Origin of the sequence: Brachybacterium saurashtrense, from assembly GCF_003355475.1 — a bacterium.
GTDB classification, from domain to species: Bacteria; Actinomycetota; Actinomycetes; order Actinomycetales; family Dermabacteraceae; genus Brachybacterium; species Brachybacterium saurashtrense.
On sequence record NZ_CP031356.1, the window covers coordinates 1115966 to 1139596 of the forward strand.

General features: G+C 72.3%; 18 protein-coding genes. 14 read left to right on the forward strand and 4 right to left on the reverse strand.

Annotation, left to right across the window (positions count from 1 at the left end):
* The first annotated feature begins 1 nt into the window (after position 1).
* From uvrA to secG, 9 genes are all read left to right on the forward strand, one after another.
* A complete protein-coding gene (gene uvrA / locus DWV08_RS05075; protein ID WP_115412799.1) occupies positions 2-2884 on the forward strand; it encodes an excinuclease ABC subunit UvrA in 2883 nt (960 codons plus the stop codon).
* The gene (uvrC, locus tag DWV08_RS05080; RefSeq protein ID WP_115412800.1) at positions 2884-4836 is read left to right on the forward strand and encodes an excinuclease ABC subunit UvrC; all 1953 of its coding nucleotides are present in this window, start codon (positions 2884-2886) and stop codon (positions 4834-4836) included. Before uvrA ends, uvrC begins: the two co-directional genes overlap by 1 nt.
* A gap of 44 nt (positions 4837-4880) precedes the next feature.
* The gene (gene rapZ / locus DWV08_RS05085; protein ID WP_115412801.1) at positions 4881-5774 is read left to right on the forward strand and encodes an RNase adapter RapZ; all 894 of its coding nucleotides are present in this window, start codon (positions 4881-4883) and stop codon (positions 5772-5774) included.
* Positions 5771-6901, forward strand: a complete 1131-nt coding sequence (locus tag DWV08_RS05090) for a gluconeogenesis factor YvcK family protein (RefSeq protein WP_115412802.1) — start codon at positions 5771-5773, stop codon at positions 6899-6901. The genes rapZ and DWV08_RS05090 overlap by 4 nt, the downstream gene beginning before the upstream one ends.
* Positions 6885-7883, forward strand: coding sequence for a DNA-binding protein WhiA (whiA, locus tag DWV08_RS05095; RefSeq protein WP_115412803.1), 999 nt, complete (start codon positions 6885-6887; stop codon positions 7881-7883). The genes DWV08_RS05090 and whiA overlap by 17 nt, the downstream gene beginning before the upstream one ends.
* 110 nt (positions 7884-7993) lie before the next feature.
* A complete protein-coding gene (gap, locus tag DWV08_RS05100; RefSeq protein WP_115412804.1) occupies positions 7994-8998 on the forward strand; it encodes a type I glyceraldehyde-3-phosphate dehydrogenase in 1005 nt (334 codons plus the stop codon).
* A gap of 147 nt (positions 8999-9145) precedes the next feature.
* On the forward strand, positions 9146-10348 hold the full coding sequence (locus tag DWV08_RS05105) for a phosphoglycerate kinase (RefSeq protein WP_115412805.1): 1203 nt from the start codon (positions 9146-9148) through the stop codon (positions 10346-10348).
* On the forward strand, positions 10345-11118 hold the full coding sequence (gene tpiA, locus DWV08_RS05110; protein WP_115412806.1) for a triose-phosphate isomerase: 774 nt from the start codon (positions 10345-10347) through the stop codon (positions 11116-11118). The genes DWV08_RS05105 and tpiA overlap by 4 nt, the downstream gene beginning before the upstream one ends.
* A gap of 112 nt (positions 11119-11230) precedes the next feature.
* Positions 11231-11473: a preprotein translocase subunit SecG gene (gene secG, locus DWV08_RS05115; RefSeq protein ID WP_162801628.1), complete on the forward strand. Its 243-nt coding sequence runs from the start codon at positions 11231-11233 to the stop codon at positions 11471-11473.
* Positions 11474-11597: 124 nt separating this feature from the next.
* On the opposite strand, the gene pgl is transcribed toward secG, so the two are convergent.
* The 4 genes from pgl to tkt all read right to left on the reverse strand — a co-directional run bounded on the left by pgl (position 11598) and on the right by tkt (position 18310).
* Entirely contained in the window at positions 11598-13313 is a 1716-nt protein-coding gene (pgl, locus tag DWV08_RS05120) for a 6-phosphogluconolactonase (RefSeq protein WP_115412808.1), read from the reverse strand.
* Positions 13310-14863 carry a glucose-6-phosphate dehydrogenase gene (zwf, locus tag DWV08_RS05125; RefSeq protein ID WP_115412809.1) on the reverse strand — a complete coding sequence of 518 codons (1554 nt, stop codon included), beginning with the start codon at positions 14861-14863 and terminating at the stop codon, positions 13310-13312. The genes pgl and zwf overlap by 4 nt, the downstream gene beginning before the upstream one ends.
* Positions 14864-14931: 68 nt before the next feature.
* The gene (gene tal, locus DWV08_RS05130; RefSeq protein WP_115412810.1) at positions 14932-16047 is read right to left on the reverse strand and encodes a transaldolase; all 1116 of its coding nucleotides are present in this window, start codon (positions 16045-16047) and stop codon (positions 14932-14934) included.
* Positions 16048-16210: 163 nt separating this feature from the next.
* Complete coding sequence (gene tkt / locus DWV08_RS05135; RefSeq protein ID WP_115412811.1) at positions 16211-18310, reverse strand: transketolase; 2100 nt, start codon at positions 18308-18310, stop codon at positions 16211-16213.
* Between the two features lie 309 nt (positions 18311-18619).
* Here tkt and DWV08_RS05140 point away from each other — a divergent pair, with 309 nt between their 5' ends.
* From DWV08_RS05140 to DWV08_RS05160, 5 genes are all read left to right on the forward strand, one after another.
* Positions 18620-19570 (forward strand): heme o synthase, encoded by a 951-nt coding sequence (locus DWV08_RS05140; protein WP_115412812.1) that lies wholly within the window; start codon positions 18620-18622, stop codon positions 19568-19570.
* A complete protein-coding gene (locus DWV08_RS05145; RefSeq protein ID WP_115412813.1) occupies positions 19567-20565 on the forward strand; it encodes a site-specific tyrosine recombinase XerD in 999 nt (332 codons plus the stop codon). Before DWV08_RS05140 ends, DWV08_RS05145 begins: the two co-directional genes overlap by 4 nt.
* A 173-nt stretch (positions 20566-20738) precedes the next feature.
* Complete coding sequence (locus DWV08_RS05150; protein ID WP_115412814.1) at positions 20739-21611, forward strand: ParA family protein; 873 nt, start codon at positions 20739-20741, stop codon at positions 21609-21611.
* Entirely contained in the window at positions 21611-22522 is a 912-nt protein-coding gene (locus DWV08_RS05155) for a pseudouridine synthase (protein WP_115412815.1), read from the forward strand. Before DWV08_RS05150 ends, DWV08_RS05155 begins: the two co-directional genes overlap by 1 nt.
* Positions 22519-23628: a prephenate dehydrogenase gene (locus DWV08_RS05160; RefSeq protein WP_115412816.1), complete on the forward strand. Its 1110-nt coding sequence runs from the start codon at positions 22519-22521 to the stop codon at positions 23626-23628. Before DWV08_RS05155 ends, DWV08_RS05160 begins: the two co-directional genes overlap by 4 nt.
* Positions 23629-23631: the final 3 nt, after the last annotated feature.

Sequence of the window (23631 nt, forward strand, 5' to 3'; positions counted from 1 at the left end):
GGTGAGTGAATCGCTGGTCGTCCGTGGTGCGCGCGAGCACAACCTGAAGAACATCGACATCGACATCCCCCGCAACAGGCTGGTGGTGTTCTCCGGCCTGTCCGGCTCGGGCAAGAGCTCCCTGGCCTTCGACACCATCTTCGCCGAGGGGCAGCGGCGCTACGTGGAGTCGCTCTCGAGCTATGCGCGGCAGTTCCTGGGGCAGATGGACAAGCCCTCGGTGGATCTCATCGAGGGGCTCTCCCCGGCGGTCTCCATCGATCAGAAGTCCACCAACCGCAACCCGCGCTCCACGGTGGGCACGATCACCGAGATCTACGACTACCTGCGCCTGCTGTTCTCCCGCACCGGCGAGCAGCACTGCCCGGTGTGCGACGAGCCGGTGCGCTCCTCCTCCGCGGAGCAGATCGTGGACACCCTGCTGGGCCAGGAGCCCGGCACCCGCTTCCAGCTGCTGGCCCCCGTGGTGCAGGGCCGCAAGGGCGAGCACGTGGACCTGCTCAGCGCCCTGCGCTCCCAGGGCTACGCCCGCGCTCGGATCGACGGGGAGAACCGGCGCCTGGACGAGGAGATCTCCCTCGACAAGCGCTACAAGCACACCATCGAGGTGGTGGTGGACCGGCTGGCCGCGAAGCCGGACTCCCGGCGCCGCCTCACCGACTCGGTGGAGACCGCGCTGCGACTGGCCGAGGGGATCCTGCTGGTGGACTTCGTGGACCTCGACGCCGAGGACCCGGACCGCACCCGCCGCTTCTCCGAGAAGCGCGCCTGCCCCAACGACCACCCCCTCGCGATCGACGACATCGAGCCGCGCACCTTCTCCTTCAACGCCCCCTACGGGGCCTGCCCCGAGTGCACGGGCCTGGGCCAGCGGCTCGAGGTCGACCCCGAGCTGGTGATCCCCGACGAGGACCTCTCCCTCGCCGACGGCGCCATCGCGCCCTGGGCGATGGGCTCCACCGACCGTCATCTGGAGGTGATGGCCGGCCTCGCCGAGGAGCTCAGCTTCTCCCTGGACACGCCGTGGCGCGCCCTGCCGCAGCGGGCCCGCGAGGCGCTGCTGCACGGCAAGGACCATCAGGTGCACGTGAAGTACCGCAACCGCTTCGGGCGCGAGCGCACCTACTCCACCGGCTTCGAGGGCGTCATGCACTTCCTCGAGCGGCGCCACGCCGACACCGAGTCGGACTGGGCCAAGGAGCGCTACGAGCAGTTCATGCGCGAGGTGCCCTGCCCCGCCTGCCGGGGCGCGCGACTGCGCCCGGAGGTGCTCGCGGTGCGGGTGGGCGGGCGCTCCATCGCCGAGGTGTGCGAGATGTCCATCCGGGACGCGCACACCTTCCACGACTCCCTCGAGCTGGGCGAGCGGGAGGCCGCGATCGCCGACGAGGTGCTGCGCGAGATCCGCTCCCGCCTGGGCTTCCTGCTCGACGTGGGGCTGGACTACCTCACTCTGGCCCGCGCGGCCGGCACCCTCTCCGGCGGCGAGGCGCAGCGCATCCGCCTGGCCACCCAGATCGGCTCCGGCCTGGTGGGCGTGCTCTACGTGCTCGACGAGCCCTCGATCGGCCTGCACCAGCGGGACAACGCACGCCTCATCGGCACGCTCGAGCGTCTGCGCGACCTCGGCAACACCCTGATCGTGGTCGAGCACGACGAGGACACCCTCCACGCCGCCGACTGGGTGGTGGACATCGGTCCGCTGGCCGGGGAGCACGGCGGCCAGGTGGTGCACTCCGGGGAGGTGGAGGCGCTCATGCGCAACGCCGAGTCCCTCACCGGCCGCTACCTCTCCGGCGAGCTCGAGATCCCCGTCCCGCCCGTGCGACGCCCCGTGGACCGCGACCGGATGCTGAAGGTCGTCGCACCCCGCGCCAACAACCTCACCGGGCAGGACGTCAGCTTCCCGCTCGGCGTGCTCACCGCCGTCACCGGCGTCTCCGGCTCCGGGAAGTCCTCCCTGGTCAACGACATCCTGTACGCGGTGCTCGCCAAGGAGCTGAACCGCTCCCGGATCGTGCCCGGCCGCCACAAGCGCGTCACCGGCCTCGAGCACCTCGACAAGGTGGTGCACGTGGACCAGTCGCCGATCGGCCGCACCCCGCGCTCCAACCCCGCCACCTACACCGGGGTGTGGGACCGGGTGCGCACCCTGTTCGCCCAGACCAACGAGGCGAAGATCCGCGGCTACACCGCCGGGCGCTTCTCCTTCAACGTCAAGGGCGGCCGCTGCGAGGCCTGCTCCGGCGACGGCACGCTGAAGATCGAGATGAACTTCCTGCCCGACGTGTACGTGCAGTGCGAGGTGTGCAAGGGCCAGCGCTACAACCGCGAGACCCTCGAGGTGAAGTTCAAGGACAAGAACGTCGCCGAGGTGCTGGGGATGTCCATCGCGGAGGCGCTGGAGTTCTTCGACGCCGTCCCCGCGATCCGGCGCCAGATGCAGACCCTGGTGGACGTGGGCCTGGGCTACGTGAAGCTGGGGCAGTCCGCCACCACCCTCTCCGGCGGCGAGGCGCAGCGTGTGAAGCTCTCCTCCGAGCTGCACAAGCGCTCCAACGGACGCACCATCTACGTGCTCGACGAGCCCACCACGGGCCTGCACTTCGAGGACGTGCGCAAGCTGCTCGAGGTGCTCGGCGGCCTGGTGGACAAGGGCAACTCCGTGATCGTCATCGAGCACAACCTCGACGTCATCAAGACCGCGGACCACGTGATCGACCTGGGGCCCGAGGGCGGCGCGGGCGGCGGTCGCGTGGTCGCCACCGGCACCCCGGAGCAGGTCGCCGAGACGCCCGGATCCCACACCGGGCACTTCCTGGCCCCGATGCTCGCGAGCGGACGGACGCACCGGGCCGGGGCGCGGGAGGCGACGGCCTCCTGATGGCGGACCCGTCGACCTACCGTCCCGCGACCGGCACCATCCCCACCCGCCCGGGGGTGTACCGGTTCCGGGACGAGCACGGCCGGGTCATCTACGTGGGCAAGGCGAAGAACCTCCGCCAGCGCCTGGTGAACTACTTCCAGGATCTCTCCGTGCTCCACGAGCGCACGCGGCGGATGGTCACCACCGCCGCGAGCGTGGAGTGGACCGTGGTGGGCACCGAGGTGGAGGCGCTCACCCTCGAGTACACCTGGATCAAGGAGTTCGACCCGCGGTTCAACGTCAAGTTCCGCGACGACAAGTCCTACCCGTACCTGGCGCTGACGATGGGGGAGAAGGTGCCGCGGGTGCACATCACGCGCCGCCCCCGCGCGAAGGGGGACCGGATCTTCGGGCCCTATCCGCAGGTGGGCGCGATCCGCGAGACCCTCGACCTGATGCTGCGGGTGTTCCCCGTCCGCTCCTGCACCGCCGGGGTGTACCGGCGGGCGGAGCGCGCCGGCCGCCCCTGCCTGCTGGGCTTTATCGGGAAGTGCTCCGCCCCGTGCGTGGGCGACATCTCGGAGGAGGAGCACCGGCGCCTCGCCGAGCAGTTCGCGGACTTCATGGCCGGCAACACCTCCACCTACACCCGCCGCATCGAGCAGCGGATGAAGGCGGCCGCCGCGGCGATGGACTACGAGACCGCCGCGAGTCTGCGCGACGACCTGCAGGCGCTCGAGAAGGTGATGGAGAAGAACTCCGTGGTGCTCTCGGACGCGACCGACGCGGACCTGATCGCCCTCTCCCAGGACGAGCTCGAGGCCTCGGTGCAGGTGTTCCACGTGCGCGGCGGTCGGATCCGCGGGCAGCGCGGCTGGACCGCGGAGATCCTCGACGACTCGGCCGCCCCCGATCTGGTGGAGCGGGCGCTCACCACCCTCTACGCGGAGGGGGAGGCGCCGCGGGAGGTGCTGGTGCCGGTGCTGCCGGCGAACCTCGAGCAGGTGCGGGAGCTGCTGGGCCGGGGCGTGGACCTCCGCGTCCCGCAGCGCGGGGAGAAGAAGGAGCTGCTGCGCACGGTGGGCGAGAACGCCGCCGAGGCGCTGCGGCTGCACCGGCTCAAGCGCGCCGGGGACCTCACCGCTCGCACGAAGGCGCTCGAGGACCTCGGCGAGGCGCTCGAGCTCGACGAGCCGCCGCTGCGCATCGAGTGCTTCGACATCTCCCACTCCCACGGCACGAACGTGGTGGGCTCCCAGGTGGTGTTCGAGGACGGCCTGCCCCGCAAGAGCGAGTACCGGCGCTACTCGGTCACCGGCGCCGCCGCCCGCGACGACACCGCGTCGATGTACGACGTCATCGCGCGCCGCCTCAAGCACCACCTCGACCCGCCCGCCCCGGACGACGAGGACCGTCGCCGCTTCGCGTACCCGCCCTCGCTGCTGCTGGTCGACGGCGGGCCGCCGCAGGTGGCCGCCGCGCAGCGCGCCCTCGACGACCTGGGCATCACCGACATCGCCCTGGCCGGGATCGCCAAGCGGCTGGAGGAGATCTGGCTGCCCGGCGAGGAGTACCCGGTGATCCTGCCGCGCACCTCCGAGGCGCTCTTCCTGGTGCAGCGGCTGCGGGACGAGGCCCACCGCTTCGCGATCACGTACCACCGCTCCAAGCGGGGTCGCGCCATGCAGGCCAGCGCCCTCGACGGGATCCCGGGCCTGGGCCCGGCGCGTCGGCGGGCGCTGCTGGACCGCTTCGTGACCGTCTCCGCGATCCGCGCGGCGAGCGAGGAGGAGCTGGTGGCGGTGGACGGCATCGGCCCCGCGCTCGCCGCGCAGATCGCGCTCGCGCTACGATCCGAGGAGGGGAGCGCCGCGGAGTCGGGCGGGGACGCGGGAGCGGAGCCGGTCGTCGAGGACGAGGCGCTCGGGGTCGCCGTGAACACGGCGACGGGTGAGATCCTCGACCGCTGAGCCCCGCCGCACACCCCGACCGAGTCCTGGAAGGAGCGCTCCCGATGGAGGACCCCGCACCGCGCCCCGGCACCGACACCCGGGGCGATGTCGTGATCATCACCGGCCTGGCCGGTGCCGGCCGGGAGACCGCCGCCCACGCCCTGGAGGACCTGGGCTGGTACGTGGTCTACAACATCGCTCCGCAGCTGATCGGCACCCTGTACGAGCTGCGCGCCAGCGCGGTGGGCGGCGAGAACCGCTTCGCCGTGGTGGTGGATCCCCGCTCCGGCGCGTTCTTCAACGAGCTGGGCGACGTGGTCGCCGAGCTGCGGCGCGCCGATCTGCGGCTGCGCCTGCTGTTCCTCACCGCGGACGAGTCCACCCTGGTGCGGCGCTTCGACTCGGTGCGCCGCCCCCACCCGCTGCAGGGGGAGGAGGGGGTGCTCGAGGGCATCCGTCGCGAGCGGGAGATGCTCGCCCCCTACCGGCGGATGGCGGACCTGGTGATCGACACCTCGCCGCTGAACGTGCACCAGCTGACCATGAAGATGCGCACCGTCTTCGGCACCAGCGAGGAGCAGCGCCTCACCGTGACGATGCTCTCCTTCGGGTTCAAGTACGGGATCCCGCTCGAGGCCGATCACGTCAGCGACGTGCGCTTCATCCCCAACCCGTACTGGGTGCCCGAGCTGCGCCCCCGGCGCGGCACCGATCCCGAGGTCGCGGACTTCGTGCTGGGGGACGCCAACGCCGCCGAGTTCGTGGACCGCTACCTCGAGATGATCACGCCGGTGCTGCGCGGCTACAGCGCCGAGAACAAGCACTTCACCACGCTCGCGATCGGCTGCACGGGCGGCAAGCACCGCAGCGTGGCCGTGGCGGAGCGGATCGGGGACGAGCTGCGCCGGCTGGGCCACGCGGTGCGCATCCGTCACCGGGATCTGGGGCGCGAATGAGCATCGCCTCCCGTTCCCGTGGGAACCGCCTGCGCGGCGCGGACCGCTCCGTGAGCGCCCGGCGCGGCCGACGGGACGACCCGCAGCGACCGCTGCGCGTGGTCGCCCTCGGCGGTGGGCACGGCCTCGCCGCGAACCTGCGCGCTCTGCGCCTGCTCACCGATGACATCACCGCCGTGGTCACCGTCGCCGACAACGGCGGCTCCTCCGGCCGCATCCGCACCGAGATGCCGGTGCTGCCGCCCGGCGATCTGCGGATGGCGCTCGCAGCGCTCTGCGAGGACTCCGACTGGGGCTCGATCTGGGGCGACGTGATCCAGCACCGCTTCGCCACCGAAGGGCAGCTGGACGGGCACGCGCTGGGCAACCTGCTGATCGTGGCGCTGTGGCAGATCCTCGAGGATCCGATCGAGGGGCTCGACCAGATGGCGGAGCTGCTGGGCGCGCGCGGCCGCGTGCTGCCGATGGCGCTGGAGCCGCTGGACATCGAGGCGCGGGTGCGCGGCGCCGACGGCGCGGTGCGCACCGTCTCCGGGCAGTGGCAGGTCGCCACCGCCGAGGGGCGGGTGGAGGACGTGCACCTGATCCCGGAGCGGCCGCGGGTGCCGCAGGACGTGATCGACGCCCTGCAGCGCGCCGACTGGATCATCGTCGGTCCCGGCTCCTGGTACACCTCCGTGCTGCCGCACCTGATGATCCCGGAGATCGCCGAGGCGATCCGCACCAGCCCCGCCCATCGGTGCATCACCGCGAACCTCTCGGTGGGTGCGCAGGAGGCCGAGGGCATGAGCAGCCTGGACATGCTCGACGTGCTGCTGGAGCGGGCGGACGGCTGCACCTTCGAGGCGCTGCTGGCCGATCCCACCACGCTGGACGACGCGCTCGAGCTGGCCGAGGCGGCGCAGGCCCGCGGCATCCGCACCCTGCTGCGCCAGGTGAGCGTGGGCAACGGGACCTCCCAGCACGATCCGGTCCGTCTCGCCGCCGCGTACCGTGACCTGTTCGACGACGCCTACGGCGACGTCGAGGCCGAGCGGCGGGCGGAGCCCGCGCGCACGGGCGCACACCGCACCACCGGGGCCCCCGCCCCGCAGACCGAGGAGGACACGCATGGCGCTGACGGGTGAGGCCAAGGAGGAGCTCAGCCACCTCGAGGTGACCCGCCCCTCCGCGCGCAAGGCCGAGGCGGCGGCGATGCTGCGCTTCGCCGGCGGACTGCACCTGGTCGCCGGCCGCGTGGTGGTCGAGGCGGAGCTGGACTCCGCCGCGGTGGCCCGCCGCCTGCACGCCGCCATCGCCGAGATGTACGGCCATCGCGCCGAGCTGGCGGTGCTCGCCCCCTCGGGGATCCGCCGCACCACCCGCTACCTGGTGAGGGTGGAGCGCGAGGGCGGCATGCTGGCCCGCCAGACCGGGCTGCTGGACGCGCGCGGCCGCCCCGTGCGGGGCATGCCGCCGTTCGTGGTGGGCGGGGCGCGGGTCGATGCGGAGGCGGCCTGGCGCGGCGCGTTCCTCGCCCGCGGCACCCTCACCGAGCCGGGCCGGTCCTCGGCGCTGGAGCTGTCCTGCCCCGGCCCCGAGGTGGCGCTGGCCATGGTGGGCGCCGCGCGGCGCCTCGGCGTCGCGTCCAAGGCGCGGGAGGCGCGGGGCGCGGATCGGGTGGTGCTGCGCGACGGCGACGCGATCTCCCTGCTGCTCAGCCACATGGGGGCGCCGGAGACGGTGCGCACCTGGGAGGAGCGTCGCTCCACGCGGGAGGTGAAGGCCACCGCCCACCGCCTGGCGAACTTCGACGACGCGAACCTGCGCCGCTCGGCCCGGGCGGCCGTGGCCGCCGGGCAGCGGGTGCAGCGCGCGCTGGAGATCCTCGGCGACGAGGTGCCCGAGCATCTGCAGGCCGCCGGCCGGCTGCGCCTCGAGCACCGCCAGGCGAGCCTCGAGGAGCTGGGCCGGCTCGCCGATCCGCCGCTCACGAAGGACGCGGTCGCGGGGCGGATCCGCCGCCTCCTCGCCACGGCGGACAAGCGTGCCGAGGAGCTCGGGATCGCCGGGACCGACCACGGAGTGGACGAGGACCGGTTGCCCCCGTCGCCGGACCCGGGTCGTTGATAGGATCGACACGGTCGTCGGTCACGCCGGCGTCGTCCGAGCGTACGAGGGCGTGCGCGCCATGTCAGTACCGGAACGTCGCAGAGCGTCTGCGACTCTAGGAGGAACCCTTGACCATCAAGGTTGGAATCAACGGATTCGGCCGCATCGGCCGCAACTTCCTGCGCGCGGCCCTGGAGCAGGAGGCCGACATCCAGATCGTCGGCGTCAACGACCTGACCGACAACGCGGCGCTCGCGAACCTCATCAAGTACGACTCGATCGGCGGCGTGCTGCCCTACGACGTCTCGCACGACGAGGACTCCATCACCGTCGGCGACACCACCTTCAAGGCGTACGCCGAGCGCGACCCGAAGAACATCCCCTGGGGCGAAATCGGCGCGGACGTCGTCATCGAGTCCACCGGCATCTTCACCGACGCCGAGAAGGCCAAGGCCCACATCGAGGCCGGCGCCAAGAAGGTCATCATCTCCGCCCCGGCGAAGAACGAGGACGCGACCTTCGTCATCGGCGTGAACGAGGGTGACTACGACCCCTCCAGCCACCACATCATCTCCAACGCCTCCTGCACCACCAACAGCCTCGCGCCGGTGGCGAAGGTGCTCAACGACGAGTTCGGCATCGTCAAGGGCCTGATGACCACCATCCACGCCTACACCTCCGACCAGGTGCTGCAGGACGGCCCGCACAAGGACCCGCGCCGTGCCCGCGCCGCCGCGCTGAACATCGTCCCCACCACCACCGGTGCGGCCAAGGCCGTGGCGCTGGTGCTGCCGGAGCTCAAGGGCAAGCTGGACGGCTACTCCCTGCGCGTGCCGGTCCCCACCGGCTCCATCACGGACCTCACCTTCGAGGCCTCCCGCGAGGTCACCGCCGAGGAGATCAACGCCGCGGTGAAGAAGGCCGCCGAGGGTCCGCTCAAGGGCATCCTCCGCTACACCGAGGACCCGATCGTCTCCAAGGACATCGAGGGCGATCCGCACTCCTCCATCTTCGACGCGCAGCTCACCAAGGTGAACGGCAACCAGGTGAAGATCTTCTCCTGGTACGACAACGAGTGGGGCTTCTCCAACCGCCTCGTCGAGCTCTCGCTGCTCGTCGGCAAGTCCCTCTGATCCCGGCGTCGTCGCACTGACGACCAGGACAGCTCCGGAGCCCGCCGGCCGCCGCCCCGCAGGGTCGGTGACCGGCGGGCTCCGCTCGTCCCCCCTGCCGTCGTGCCGCCGTGCGGCGCGACGGCGAGACCCTGAAGGAGCACCACAGTGCTGAAGACCATCGACTCGCTCGGAGAGCTGCGCGGCACGCGCGTGCTGGTCCGGGCGGACCTCAACGTCCCGCTGGACGGGACCACGATCACCGATGACGGCCGCATCCGTGCGGCGCTGCCCACCCTCACCCGCCTGGTCGAGGCCGGTGCGCGCGTCATCGTGATCTCCCACCTCGGCCGCCCGAAGGGCGCACCGGAGGCGAAGTACTCGCTGCAGCCGGTCGTCGGCCGCCTCGGCGAGCTGCTGGGCCAGGAGGTCGCGTTCGCGACCGACACCGTCGGCTCCTCCGCGCAGGAGGTCGTCGCCGGGCTCGAGGACGGCCGCGTCGCGGTGCTCGAGAACCTCCGCTTCAACGCCGGGGAGACCTCCAAGGACGAGGCGGAGCGCTCCGCCTTCGCCGCGCAGCTCGCCGCGCTCGGCGACGCGTTCGTCTCCGACGGCTTCGGCGTGGTCCACCGCAAGCAGGCCTCCGTCTACGAGCTCGCCACCCTGCTGCCCGCCGCGGCGGGCGAGCTGGTGCTCGGCGAGGTGGAGTCCCTGCGCAAGGTGACCGACCAGCCGGAGCGCCCCTTCGTGGTGGTGCTCGGCGGCGCCAAGATCGCCGACAAGCTCGGCGTGATCGACTCCCTGCTCGGCAAGGCGGACCGCATCCTCATCGGCGGCGGCATGGCCTACACCTTCCAGAAGGCGAAGGGCCACGAGGTGGGGCAGTCCCTGCTCGACGCCTCGAAGATCGACGTGGTCCGCGAGTACATGGAGCGGGCGGAGGCCAACGGCGTGGAGCTGGTGCTGCCGATCGACACCGTCATCGCCCCCGAGTTCTCGGCAGACGCCCCCGCCACCGTGGTCGCCGCGGACGCGATGCCCGCGGACCAGGAGGGCATGGACATCGGCCCCGAGACCGCGCGGCTGTTCGGCGAGAAGATCGCCGATGCGGCGACCGTCTTCTGGAACGGCCCGATGGGCGTGTTCGAGTTCGAGACCTTCGCCAAGGGCACCACCGCGGTCGCGGAGGTCCTCTCCACGGCACCCGGCTACACCGTGGTCGGAGGCGGCGACTCCGCCGCCGCCGTCCGCACCCTGGGATTCGACGAGTCCCTCTTCTCGCACATCTCCACCGGCGGCGGCGCGAGCCTCGAGCTCATCGAGGGCAAGGACCTGCCGGGCATCTCCATCCTCGAGGAGGACCACGCATGACCACCCGCACCCCGCTGATGGCGGGCAACTGGAAGATGAACCTCGACTGGAAGCAGGGCCTCGCCCTGGTCGAGGAGCTCGGCGAGACGCTGAAGGACGTCGACACCACCCGCGTAGAGACCGTGGTGCTGCCGCCCTTCGTGGACCTGCGCACCGTGCAGGTCGCGGTGGACGCGGGCAGGCTCCCGCTCGCCTACGGCGCCCAGGACCTCTCCGCCCACGAGTCCGGCGCCTACACCGGCGAGGTCTCGGGCCCGATGCTCACGGCGCTGGGCTGCACCTACGTGGCCGTCGGCCACTCGGAGCGTCGCCAGTACCACGGCGAGGACGAGGCCGTCACCAACGCGAAGGTGAAGGCCGCCTTCGCCGCGGGCCTCACCCCGATCCTGTGCGTGGGCGAGCCGCTCGAGGAGCGCCAGGCCGGCACGCACGTGACGTACACCCTCGCGCAGCTCGAGGGCGGCATCGAGGGTCTCGACGCCGCGCAGGCCAAGAGCATCGTCATCGCCTACGAGCCCGTGTGGGCGATCGGCACCGGCGAGGTCGCGACCCCGGACGACGCGCAGGAGGTCTGCGCCGCGATCCGTGAGGCGCTGCGCGCCCTGCACGGCGACGAGGTCGCCGACGCCGTGCGCGTGCTGTACGGCGGCAGCGTGAAGTCCTCCAACGTGGTCGAGCTGATGGACAAGGCCGACGTGGACGGCGCGCTCGTCGGCGGCGCCTCCCTCAAGGCGGAGGAGTTCGCCAAGATCGCCGGGTACCAGGGCTGAGGTCCGGGCCGAGAGAGCCGCACCACGCGGGCCGGGTCCTCGTCGGGCCCGGCCCGTGGCGTATGCTGGATCGGTCCGTCCGTCTCCGTGGAAGGTGCCCGTCCTCGTGGATCTGCCCCTCCTGAAGCTCATCCTTCAGATCCTGCTGGTCGTCCTCGGCCTGCTGACCATCATGCTCGTCCTGCTGCACAAGGGGCGCGGCGGCGGTCTCTCCGACATGTTCGGCGGCGGCGTCTCCTCCTCGGCCAGCGCCTCCGGCGTGGCCGAGCGCAACCTCAACCGCCTCACCGTCACCATCGCGGTGGCCTGGGGGATGAGCGCGGTGGGCCTCGGCGTCATCGAGCGCTTCCTGTGAGCCGCACCCGCCCGTGAGCCGCTGCGGGCGCTGAGGGCTCCGCGCTCCGTGCGGCCCCGCACCTCGACGTGAGGGCCGGTCACCACCAGGTGGTGACCGGCCCTCACGTGCATGCGACGGTGACTCAGCCCTCCGTGCGGGCGGAGGCCTCGTCGAGATACCAGGTGGTGGAGGCGAGTCCGCGCACCGCCGAGGCGGGCACGCCCCAGGGGTCGATCCGCCCGTGGGCGTCCGCGACGGCGCCGGCCTTCTCCGCCCCGGCCACCAGCAGCTGGACGTGGCGGGCCGAGTTCAGCACCGGCCAGGTCAGCGAGATCCGCTGCGAGGGCGGCTTGGGCGAGTCGGTCACCCCGGTGGCGCTCGCGCTCACCCGGCGCTGACCGGGATGCTGCGGGAACAGCGAGGCGATGTGGCCGTCCGGCCCCATCCCGAGCATGAGCACGTCGAAGAACGCCTGCCCGCGGGTGCGGAAGGGCTCGTCGCCGCCCATCTGGTCGAGCTGCTGCCCGTACCAGGCGGCCGCGTCGTCCAGGGACATGCCGTCCGCGGGGGAGGGCATCACATGGATGTTGCGGGCCGGCAGGCCCGCGTCCCGCTGCAGCGGCACGAGCAGCGATTCCCGCACCGCGACCTCGTTGCGATCGGCGGAGTCGGGCTCCACGAAGCGCTCGTCGCCCCACCACAGGTGCAGGCGGGCGGCGTCGACGCCGGCGGCGCGCAGCGCCTCCGGCAGGGCCGCCGCCGTGAGCGTACCCACGGTGCCGCCGGTGAGCACCAGATGCGCCAGCGGCCGCTCCTCGAGCGCCTCGGCGAGCTGCTGCGCGGCGGCGGCCGCGGCGGCCGCGGCGACCGCCTCCGCGTCCGCGAGCACCACGTCCCGGGGCTCCGGCTTGCCGGAGGCGAAGGTGGAGGCGTCCCCGATGCTGCTGTAGGTGCTGGCCAGCACCTCGCCGTAGACCTCGTCCGGATCCAGGCGGCGCAGCTCCTCGGTGATCAGCTCGGAGAGGGTGCGACGCGGCATCGTCACGTGCTGACCGGTGTCGTCACCGGGCAGCTTCATGACGATCGAGTCGTCGTCCACGCGGGTCAGCTCGATCGTGCCGTCCTCGCGCACCAGGCGCACGCTGTGCACCCCGCGGAAGTCGATGTCGGAGTCCGCCGGCGGCAGCACGGAGGCCGGCACCCCCAGCGCGTGCTCGAGCCATCCGGCCATCAGGGCCACCGACGGGTTGCCCTCGCTGCCGCTGACCTGCACCTCGGTGGGCGTCGAGATCGGCGGCACCTCGTAGGCGCTCGCCACCAGTCCCCGCCAGCGGGTGAGCCGTGCCCAGGCGAAGTCGGAGTCCCCGCTGGCGTAGCCGCGGCGCAGCCGCTTCAGGGTGCCGAGCGGGTCGGCGCAGGCGGCGGAGTCGGTGATCCGGCGCTGCGACATCGAGCCCAGCACGTCGTGGACGGGGGAGGAGGGCGCATGCTCCGGCCACCACGTCACGATCGGCGCGTCCGGCAGCAGCAGCGCCATTACCAGCGTGTCCAGGGACCACAGCACATCGCCGCGGGCATGGAGGATCACGATCTCCCCGGCGCCGGCGTGGCGGCCCACGCGGATCTCGGCGTCGAGCCCGGAGGTCTCCGCCTCCGGGTCCGCGTCCACCACGATCACGCGCGCGGGATGCTCGTGGCTGGCGGCGACCGCCGCCTCCAGCGGCTCCTCGATCTCGCCGGTGGCGACGATGATCAGCGTGAGCACCCGGCCGATGGTGTTCTCGCCGAAGGTCTCCCGCATCGTGATCATTTGCTTGTCGATCGCCGAGGCGGTGGTGTCGGTCAGGGTGGTGATCACGGTCGCCTCCAGGTACGCCCGTCACGGGCGAGCATCTCGTGCGCGGTGTCGGGGCCCCAGGTGCCGGGGCGGTAGGGGGACGGGTCCAGGTGCTCGGCCCAGAACGCGGTGATGGGGTCGAGGATCTGCCAGGAGAGCTCGACCTCCTTCTGCCGCGGGAACAGGGGCGGATCGCCCAGGAGCATGTCCAGGATCAGGCGCTCGTAGGCCTCCGGGGACTCCTCGGTGAAGTTCATGCCGTAGGAGAAGTCCATGGTCACGTCGCGCACCTCCATCTGGGTGCCGGGCACCTTGGAGCCGAAGCGCATCGTGACGCCCTCGTCCGGCTGGACGCGGATCACGATCGCGTTCTGGCCGAGATCCGCGGTGTCGGTGGAGTTGAAGGGCAGGAACGGTGCGCGCTTGAAGACCACCGCGATCTCGGTGACACGGCGGCCCAGGCGCTTGCCCGCGCGGAGGTAGAAGGGCACGCCCGCCCAGCGCCGGGTGGCGATGTCCAGGCGCATCGCGGCGAAGGTCTCCGTGGTGGAGTCGGCGGGGATGCCGTCCTCCTCGATGTACGGGCGCACCTGCTCGCCGCCCTGCCATCCGCCCACGTACTGGCCGCGCGCGGTGTGGAGGGAGAGGTCCTCGGGCAGCTGCACCGCGGAGAGCACCTTCTCCTTCTCGGCGCGCAGATCCTTGGCGCGGAAGCTGAGCGGCTCCTCCATCGCGGTGAGCGCGAGGAGCTGCAGCAGGTGGTTCTGGATGACGTCCCGGGCGGTGCCGATGCCGTCGTAGTACCCGGCGCGGGACCCGATGCCGATGTCCTCGGCCATCGTGATCTGCACGTGGTCGACGTAGCTCGCGTTCCAGATCGGCTCGTACAGCTGGTTCGAGAAGCGCAGCGCGAGGATGTTCTGCACCGTCTCCTTGCCCAGGTAGTGGTCGATGCGGAAGACGTCCTCGGGCCGGAAGGCCTGCTCCACCACGTCGTTGAGCTCACGGGCGGAGGCGAGGTCGTGGCCGAAGGGCTTCTCGATCACCGCGCGGCGCCAGGAGCCGTCCCGCGGGGTGTTCAGGCCGGAGTTCGCCAGCTGCGTGAGCACTTGCGGGAAGGCGTCCGGCGGGATGGAGAGGTAGAAGGCGTGGTTGCCGCCGGTGCCGCGGGTGCGGTCCAGCTCGCCGACGACCTCGGTGAGCCGCTCGAAGGCGGCGGTGTCGTCGAAGGTGCCGGTGACGAAGCGGAGCCCCCCGCGCAGCTGTTCGAAGACGCTCTCGTCGAACCCGGTGCGGGAGTGCTCGGAGACGCTCGTGCGCACGTAGTCGGCGAAGTCGTCGTCCGACCAGTCGCGGCGGCCGAAGCCGACCAGTCCGAAGCTGGGCGGCAGCAGACCGCGGTGGGTGAGGTCGTAGATCGCCGGGAGGAGCTTCTTGCGGGCGAGGTCTCCGGTGACGCCGAACATCACCATCGAGCCGGGACCGGCGATCAGCGGGAGGCGCCGGTCCCGGGGGTCGCGCAGCGGATTGGGCGCGTCCGTCCCGGTGAGGAGGCGGGGGGAGTCTGTCACGTTCGTCCTTTCTCGGACAGAGGTCGGGGCGGGCGGTGCGACGCGGCGCACCGCCCGCCCCCGCGGGGTCAGGCGCGGGCCGACTCGACCGAGGCCGAGACCGTCTCGAGCAGCTCGTTCCAGGCCTTCTCGAACTTCTCCACGCCCTCGCGCTCGAGCACGGCGAAGACGTCGACGAGGTCCACGCCCGCGCCCTCGACGCGCTCGAGCACGGACTGGGCGGAGGTGGCGATCTCCGCGTTCAGGGAGGCCTTCGGCGCGGAGTGGTCGGCCGCGGCCTCGAGCGTCTTCTCCGGCATGGTGTTGACCGAGGGATCCGCGACCAGGTGGTCGACGTAGAGGGTGTCGGAGTACTCGGGGTTCTTCACGCCGGTGGAAGCCCACAGCGCCCGCTGCACGTTCGCGCCCTGGGCCTTCAGGGCCTCGAAGCGCTCCCCGGAGAAGGCCTCCAGGTAGGCGCCGAAGGCCACCTGGGCGTTGGCCACGCCGGCCTGGCCGCGCAGCGCGCTCGCGTCCTCGCCGCCGAGGGACTCGAGGCGGGAGTCGATCTCGGAGTCCACGCGCGAGACGAAGAACGAGGCGACGGAGTGGATCGTGGACAGATCCTTCCCGGCGGCCGCGGCCTTCTCGAGCCCGGCGAGGTAGGCGTCGATGACGGCCTCGTAGCGCTCCACGGAGAAGATCAGGGTGACGTTGACGCTGATCCCCGCGGCGATCACGGCGGTGATGGCGGGCAGGCCCTCGAGGGTGGCCGGGATCTTGATCATCACGTTCTCGCGGCCCACGACCTCGAAGAGGTGCTCGGCCTGGGCGATGGTCTTCTCGGTCTCGTGGGCGAGGCGGGGATCCACCTCGATGCTCACCCGGCCGTCGTAGCCGTGGCTGCCGGCATGGACGTCGGCGAGGAGATCGGCGGCGCGGCGCACGTCGTCGGTGGTGAGCATCTCGACGATCGCGTCGACGTCCGTGCCCTCGCCGGCGAGGCGGGCGATGTCCTCGTCGTACTCGGAGCGGCCGGAGATCGCCGCCTGGAAGATCGAGGGGTTCGTGGTCACGCCCACGACGTTGCAGGTGTCGATGAGCTCCTTCAGGCTGCCGGAGTCCATCCGCTCCCGGGAGAGGTCGTCGAGCCAGATCGAGACTCCGGCGTCGGAGAGGGCCTGGGTGTTGGCGTTCTGTGCCATGTCGTTCCTTCCGGGCGCGGAGCGCCCTGTGTCGAACCGGTGACTGTCGGGGGAACGCCCGTGGGCGCCCGATCCTTCCACGATGTGGTGTCGGGAACGCCGCGAGGCGGGAGGGGCGGAGGAGTGCGGGGCAGGGCCGGCCGGCCCTGCCCCGCACGGGTGCTCACGCGCCGGCGGCGGCGAGGGACTCCTTGGCGGCCTCGACCACGGCCTCGGCCGTGAAGCCGTACTCGCGGAAGAGGGTCTTGGCATCGGCGGAGGCGCCGTAGTGCTCGAGGGACACGGCACGGCCGTGCGCACCCAGGAAGCGGTGCCACGGCATCGCGATGCCAGCCTCGACCGAGACGCGGGCGGTCACGGAGGCGGGGAGCACGGACTCCCGGTACTCCTCGGACTGCTCGTCGAACCACTCCACCGAGGGCATCGAGACCAGACGGGTGGGGGTGCCCTCCGCCTCGAGCCGCTTCTGCGCCTCGGCGGCGTACTGCACCTCGGAGCCGGTGGCGATGAGGATGACCTCGGGGGCGCCGGTGGAGGCGTCCCTCATGACGTAGCCGCCCTGGGAGAGGTTCTCCGCCCCCGCGTACTCGGTGCGGTCGAAGGTGGGCATCGCCTGACGGGACAGGATCAGGCCCACGGGCCCGCTGTCGCGCTCGAGGGTCGCCTTCCAGGCCTGGGCGGTCTCGTTGGCGTCCGCCGGGCGCACGATCGAGAGGTTCGGGATCGCCCGGTAGGCGGCGAGGTGCTCGACGGGCTGATGGGTGGGGCCGTCCTCGCCCAGGCCGATCGAGTCGTGGGTCCACACGTAGGTGGCCGGGGTCTTCATCAGGGAGGCGAGGCGCACGGCGCCGCGCATGTAGTCCGCGAACTGGAAGAAGGTGCCGCCGTAGGGGCGGGTGAGCCCGTGCAGCGAGATGCCGGAGAGGATCGCGCCCATGCCGTGCTCGCGGATCCCGAAGTGCAGGGTGCGGCCGTACTGGTCGCCCGCGAACTCGGAGGAGCTCAGCTCCGCCGGCAGGAAGGACGGCTCGCCCTTCATGGTGGTGTTGTTGGAGCCGGCGAGGTCGGCGGAGCCGCCCCACAGCTCGGGCATGACCGCGGCGAGGTCGGCGAGCACCTTGCCGGAGGCGGCGCGGGTGGCGAGGCCCTTCTCGTCGGCCTCGAAGGTGGGGAACGCCTCGGCGAAGCCGTCCGGCAGCTCACGGGCGAGCAGACGGTCCAGCAGGGCGGCCCTGTCCGCGTTCGCGGAGCGCCAGGCCTGGTAGCCCTGCTCCCAGTCGGCGCGCACGGCGGCGGCGCGCTCGGCGAGGCCGCGGGTGTGGGCGAGCACGTCCTCGTCGACCTGGAAGGTCTGCTCCGGGTCGAAGCCGACGGCCTTCTTCAGGCCCGCGACGCCCTCGGGGCCCAGCTTCGCGCCGTGCACGGAGTGGGAGCCGGCCAGCTCCGGGATCGGCCAGCCGATCACGGTGCGCAGGCGGATGAAGGTGGGCTTGTCGGTGACCTTCTGGCCCTCGAGGATCGCGTCCTTCAGCGCGGCGACGTCCTCGGCGTAGCCGGTGCCGCCGTTCGTCCAGTCCACGGTGCGCACGTCCCAACCGTAGGCCTCGTAGCGCGCGGCGGTGTCCTCGGTGAAGGCGATGGAGGTGTCGCCCTCGATGGAGATCTCGTTGTCGTCCCACAGCACGATGAGGTTGCCGAGCTGCTGGGTTCCGGCCAGGGAGCTCGCCTCGGAGGAGACGCCCTCCTGCAGGTCGCCGTCGGAGGCGATCACGTAGGTGAAGTGGTCGAAGGGGCTCTCGCCCGGCGCGGCGTCCGGGTCCAGCAGGCCGCGCTCGCGGCGCTGCGCCATCGCCATGCCCACGGCGGAGGAGATGCCCTGGCCGAGCGGGCCTGTGGTGATCTCCACGCCCCGGGTGTGGAAGTTCTCGGGGTGGCCCGGGGTCTTCGAGCCCCAGGTGCGCAGCTCCTCGATGTCCTTCTTCTCGAGGCCGAAGCCGCCCAGGAACAGCTGGATGTACTGGGTCAGGCTCGAGTGCCCGGCCGAGAGCACGAACCGGTCGCGGCCCAGCCACGTCGGGTCCGTCGGGTCGTGGCGCATCAGGTCCTGGTAGAGGAGATAGGCCGCGGGAGCGAGGCTCACCGCGGTCCCGGGGTGACCGTTGCCGACCTTCTCCACCGCGTCGGCGGCGAGCACGCGGACGGTGTCGACCGCCCGCTCGTCCAGCTCGGTCCAGCCCTCGGGGGCCTTGAAGTTCTCCGTCATGTCGGGTGCTTCCTTTCACCGGGGTGCGACCGCTGCGGCCGCCGGGATCGACAGGCCCCACCACGGAGGAGGGCGCCGACGCAGAGGCGGCGCACGGCATCCTGGGCGAGGCGACGTCGCCCACCTTAGTCGTGCGGCCGGTCGCGACGGGAGTCCGTCCACCCTGTTGCCGCACCCCGGGGAGGGGGAGTCGTGCCGTGCGGTGCGGGGAGTCACCCCGTGTCGAGGTGCCGACGGCGCAGGGCGCCCCCTAGACTGGTGGGGATCTCACGACGACTGCGTCGTGCTCAGGAGGAAGGACGGTGGGCGGTGACCGCCACCCAGGGACCGACGGTACGGAACTCGGGCCGCGACGGCGAGCGGGCCCCTCGGTCCGTGGGCGCCGTGCTCCGCGGATACGTGGCGCTGACCAAGCCGCGGATCATCGAGCTGCTGCTGATCACCACGATCCCCACGATGTTCCTCGCCGCCGGGGGCTTCCCGTCCCCGTGGCTGATCCTCACCACCATGATCGGCGGGTACCTTGCCGCCGGCGGTGCGAACGCGCTGAACATGTACCTCGACCGCGACATCGACGCGAAGATGAAGCGCACCCGCAACCGGCCGCTGGTCACGGGGGAGATCTCCCCGCGCGCGGGGCTCGTGTTCGGCATCGCGCTCTCGCTCGTCTCGGCGGTCTGGCTGGGCCTGCTGGTGAACTGGATGTCCGCCGCCCTCGCCGTGGGCGCGATCCTGCTGTACGTGGTCTTCTACACGATGATCCTCAAGCGTCGCACCAGCCAGAACATCGTCTGGGGCGGCGTGGCCGGCTGCATGCCGGTGCTGATCGGCTGGTCGTCCGTGACCGGGACGGTCTCCTGGACGGCCGTGCTGCTGTTCGCGGTGATCTTCTTCTGGACGCCGCCGCACTACTGGCCGCTCGCGGAGAAGTTCTCCCGCGACTACGCCGAGGCCGGGGTGCCGATGCTGCCGGTGGTGGCCTCCCGCCGCAGCGTGTCGCGGCAGATGATCCTGCACACCGCGCTGATGATCGCGGCGAGCCTCGCGATCATCCCGCTCGGGGCGACGGGCTGGGTGTACGGCGTGGGCGCCGTCGCCTCCGGCGCCTGGTTTGGCTTCCTGGTGGTGCGCTACGCGATGCGCGTGCACCGGGGCCTGAGCGGGAAGGCGCTGGGGCCGATGGTGGTCTTCCACGGCTCGATCACCTACCTCACGGTCCTGTTCGTCGCCCTCGCGATCGATCCCTTCGTCACGCTGTGACGTCGCGCGGCGCCGCCCACCCCGTCCCGGGGCCGGCGCTGCGCGCCGGCGACGAACGGCTGCTCGAGCAGTATCTCGGCCACCTCCGCGTGGAGCGCGGGTTGAGCGCCAACACGCTCGCGGCGTACCGGCGGGACCTGCGCCGCTATCTCGCGGACCTCGCCCGGCAGGAGATCGACCCCGCCGCGGTGCGCCCCGAGCAGCTGGGGGCCTGGCTGCAGGCGCTGCGCACCGGGTCGGACGGCGGCAGCGCCCTCTCCGCGAGCTCGGCCGCGCGCTCCCTGGCGGCCGTGCGGGGACTGCACGCCTTCCTCGACGCCGAACGGGTCTCCACCACGGGCGACCCCGCCCGTCAGGTGCCCGCGCCCACGCTCCCGCGCCGGCTCCCGCATCCGCTGTCGATCGCCCAGGTGGAGGCGCTGCTCGAGGCGGCGGGCAGGCCGGGCACCGGAAGGGACTCCACCGCCCGTGCGCTGCGGGACCGGGCGCTGCTGGAGGTGCTCTACGGGCTCGGGGCGCGCATCACGGAGGCCACCGGCCTCGACGTGGACGACCTCGACGCCCGGGAGCGGGCGGCGGTGCTGCGGGGCAAGGGGGACAAGCACCGGGTGGTCCCGGTGGGCCGGTACGCGCTGGAGGCGCTGGACGCCTATCTGACCCGCGGCCGGCCCGTGCTCGCGGCCCACGGTCCCGGCACCCCGGCGGTGTTCCTCGGCGCGCGCGGCACGCGGCTCACCCGGCAGGCGGCGTGGCAGGTGGTGCAGCGTGCGGCCGAGGAGGCGGCGCTGGAGGACGTGCCGGAGCCGATCAGCCCCCACACCCTGCGGCACTCCTACGCCACGCATCTGCTGCACGGCGGGGCGGACGTGCGGGCGGTGCAGGAGCTGCTGGGGCACGCCTCGGTGACCACCACCCAGCTGTACACCCAGGTCACGGTCGACTCGCTGCGGGAGATCCATGCCGGTGCCCACCCTCGCGCCCGGCGAGGGGCTTAGACTTGTCCGGCACGACGTCGCGGCCCGGCCCGACCGGTCGCGAACGCCCTGCGCGAGACGACGACGGCATGCACCATCCGGCTCTGCCCGGGCTGGGACCGGAGACCGTCCGCCCGAGTGGGGGCGCCCGGCATGCCGCGCACAGAACCCGACGCCGACGACAGGACACCGACGTGAGCCCGACCTCCTCCCAGCAGCTGGACATCGACCTCGGCCCCACCGGCCGCCCGATGCCGGAGCTCCCGGAGCCGGCCCCGCTGGACGGTCACGGACCCGCACGGATCATCTCCATGGTCAATCAGAAGGGCGGCGTGGGGAAGACGACCAGCGTCATCAACCTGGGCGCGGCCCTGGCGGAGCTGGGCCGGAAGGTGCTGCTGGTGGACCTCGACCCGCAGGGCGCGCTGAGCGCCGGCACCGGGGTGAACCCGTACGAGCTCGACGTGACCGTCTACAACCTGCTGATGGAGCGCGGGCACGACGTGCGCACCGTCATCCAGGAGACCCACACCGAGAACCTCGACGTGCTCCCGGCGAACATCGACCTCTCCGCCGCGGAGGTCACCCTGGTCAACGAGGTGGCGCGCGAGATGGCGCTGGCGCGGGTGCTGCGCCCGGTGGCGGACGACTACGACGTGATCATCATCGACTGCCAGCCCTCGCTGGGCCTGCTCACCGTCAACGCGCTGGCCGCCAGCCACGGCGTGATCATCCCGCTGGAGGCCGAGTACTTCGCGCTGCGCGGCGTGGCGCTGCTGGTGGAGACCATCGAGAAGGTGCAGGACCGCATCAACCCGCGCCTGGAGCTGGACGGGATCCTCATCACCATGTTCGATCCCCGCACGCTGCACGCCCGCGAGGTCTGCCAGCGGGTGGTCGAGGCGTTCCCGGACCAGGTCTTCCACACCACCATCAACCGCACCGTGAAGTTCCCGGACGCCTCCGTGGCCGCGGAGCCGATCATCTCCTTCGCCACCTCCAACAAGGGCGCCGCCGCGTACCGTCAGCTCGCCCGCGAGCTGATCTCCCGCGGCGCCGCGGCCTGATGGCCGCCCGCACGCCCGGCTCCCGCGGCCGGGGCGACGGCGCACGGGGGAGCGGCGGGCGTCCTGCGCGTCGGCGCAGCGCCTTCACCCCGCCGAAGCAGGTGCGCCTGCGCGACGGGGAGGGAGGGGCGCGCCCCGGCCCGTCGACCGCCGACGGCGAGACGCCCGAGGTCCACCACGAGGGCGGCGAACGGCTGCAGAAGGTGCTCGCCCGGGCCGGCTTCGGCTCGCGCCGCGCGTGCGAGGCCCTGATCTCTTCCGGTCGCGTGCGGGTCGACGGCGAGGTGGTCCTCGAGCAGGGGGTGCGCATCGACCCCGCCGCCCAGGTGATCCACGTGGACGGGCGCCGCCTGCAGCTCGACGACACCAAGCTCACCGTGGTGCTGAACAAGCCCCGCCGGGTGGTCTCCGCGATGAGCGACCCCGAGGGTCGGCGCGACCTCACCGAGTTCACCGCCGAGTACCCCCAGCGCCTCTACCACGTGGGCCGGCTGGACTACGAGACCGAGGGCCTGCTGCTGCTGACCAATGACGGCGAGCTCGCCCACCGGCTCACCCACCCCCGCTTCGAGGTGGACAAGACCTACGTGTGCCGCTTCGACGCGCCCGGAGGCCCGCCCCGCGGCCTGGTGAAGGCCCTGCGCGAGGGCGTGGAGCTGGAGGACGGGCCCGCCCGCGCCGATCGCGCGCGGGTGCTCGCGCAGAACGGCCGGGAGGCGGTGGTGGAGGTGACCCTGCACGAAGGCCGCAACCGGATCGTGCGCCGCATGTTCTCCTCCCAGGGCTTCGAGCTCACCTCCCTCATGCGCACCCGCATCGGTCCGGTCCTGCTGGGGGACCTGCCCTCCGGGCAGACCCGTGAGCTGACCGGCCGCGAGCTCGGTACCCTGATGGCGGAGGTGGGTCTGTGAGCACGCTGGTGCCCTCGCCGGTGCGGATCATCGGCACCGGGCTGATCGGCGGCTCGCTGGGCATGGCCCTGCGCCGCGCCGGCGTGGAGGTACAGGTGGAGGACGTCTCCCCGGGCACCGCGGCGCTGGCCGTGGAGCTGGGAGCGGGCACCCTTCCGGGACCGGACGCCCCCGATCCCGCCCTGGTGCTGGTCGCCGCCCCGCCGGACGTCGCCGCCGCCCTGCTGGACCGCGCCCTGCGCACCTGGCCCGAGGCGCTGGTCGCGGACGTCGCGAGCGTGAAGAGCACCGTCCTGGACGGGCTGCGCGGCCGGGCGCGCGAGGAGGACCTTCCCCGCTACATCGGCGCGCACCCGATGGCGGGCCGGGAGATCTCCGGCGTGATCGCCGCCCGGGCGGACCTCTTCCAGGGCCGCCCCTTCGTGGTGGTCCCGCACGAGGGCACGGACCCGCGCGCCGTCAGCGCCCTGCGCGGCCTCGCCACCGAGATCGGCTCCGTGCCCACCACGATGGACGCCGCCGCGCACGACGCCGCCGTCGCCCACGTCTCCCACGTCCCGCAGGTGATGGCGAGCCTGCTGGCCGCGACCCTGCTGCACCCCACCGAGGCGGCCCTCGGCCTCGCCGGGCAGGGGCTGCGCGACACCACCCGCATCGCGGACTCCGATCCGCGGCTGTGGGTGGAGATCCTGGGCGCGAACGCCGGCGCCGTCGCGGAGGTGCTCGGCGCGGTGCGGGGGCAGATGGACGAGGTGTTGGTGGCGCTGGAGACGCTGCGAGGCGATCCGGACCCGGGCACCGGTTCGCGACGCGCCCTCGCCGAGATGGTCGCCGCCGGCAATCGGGGAGTGCGCCGCATCCCCGGCAAGCACGGCGGCGCCACCGACGCCTTCGCGACCGTGGTGGTGCTGGTCCCGGACCGGCCCGGGGAGCTCGCACGGCTCCTCACCGAGATCGGGCAGATCGGCGTGAACCTCGAGGACCTGCGGCTGGAGCACGAGCTCGGCCGCGAGGTGGGCCTCGCGCACGTCGCGATCGACGCCGCCCGTGAGGACCTGCTCACGCGGGAGCTCGCCGCGCGCGGGTGGAGGGTCGCGGACGCCTGAGCG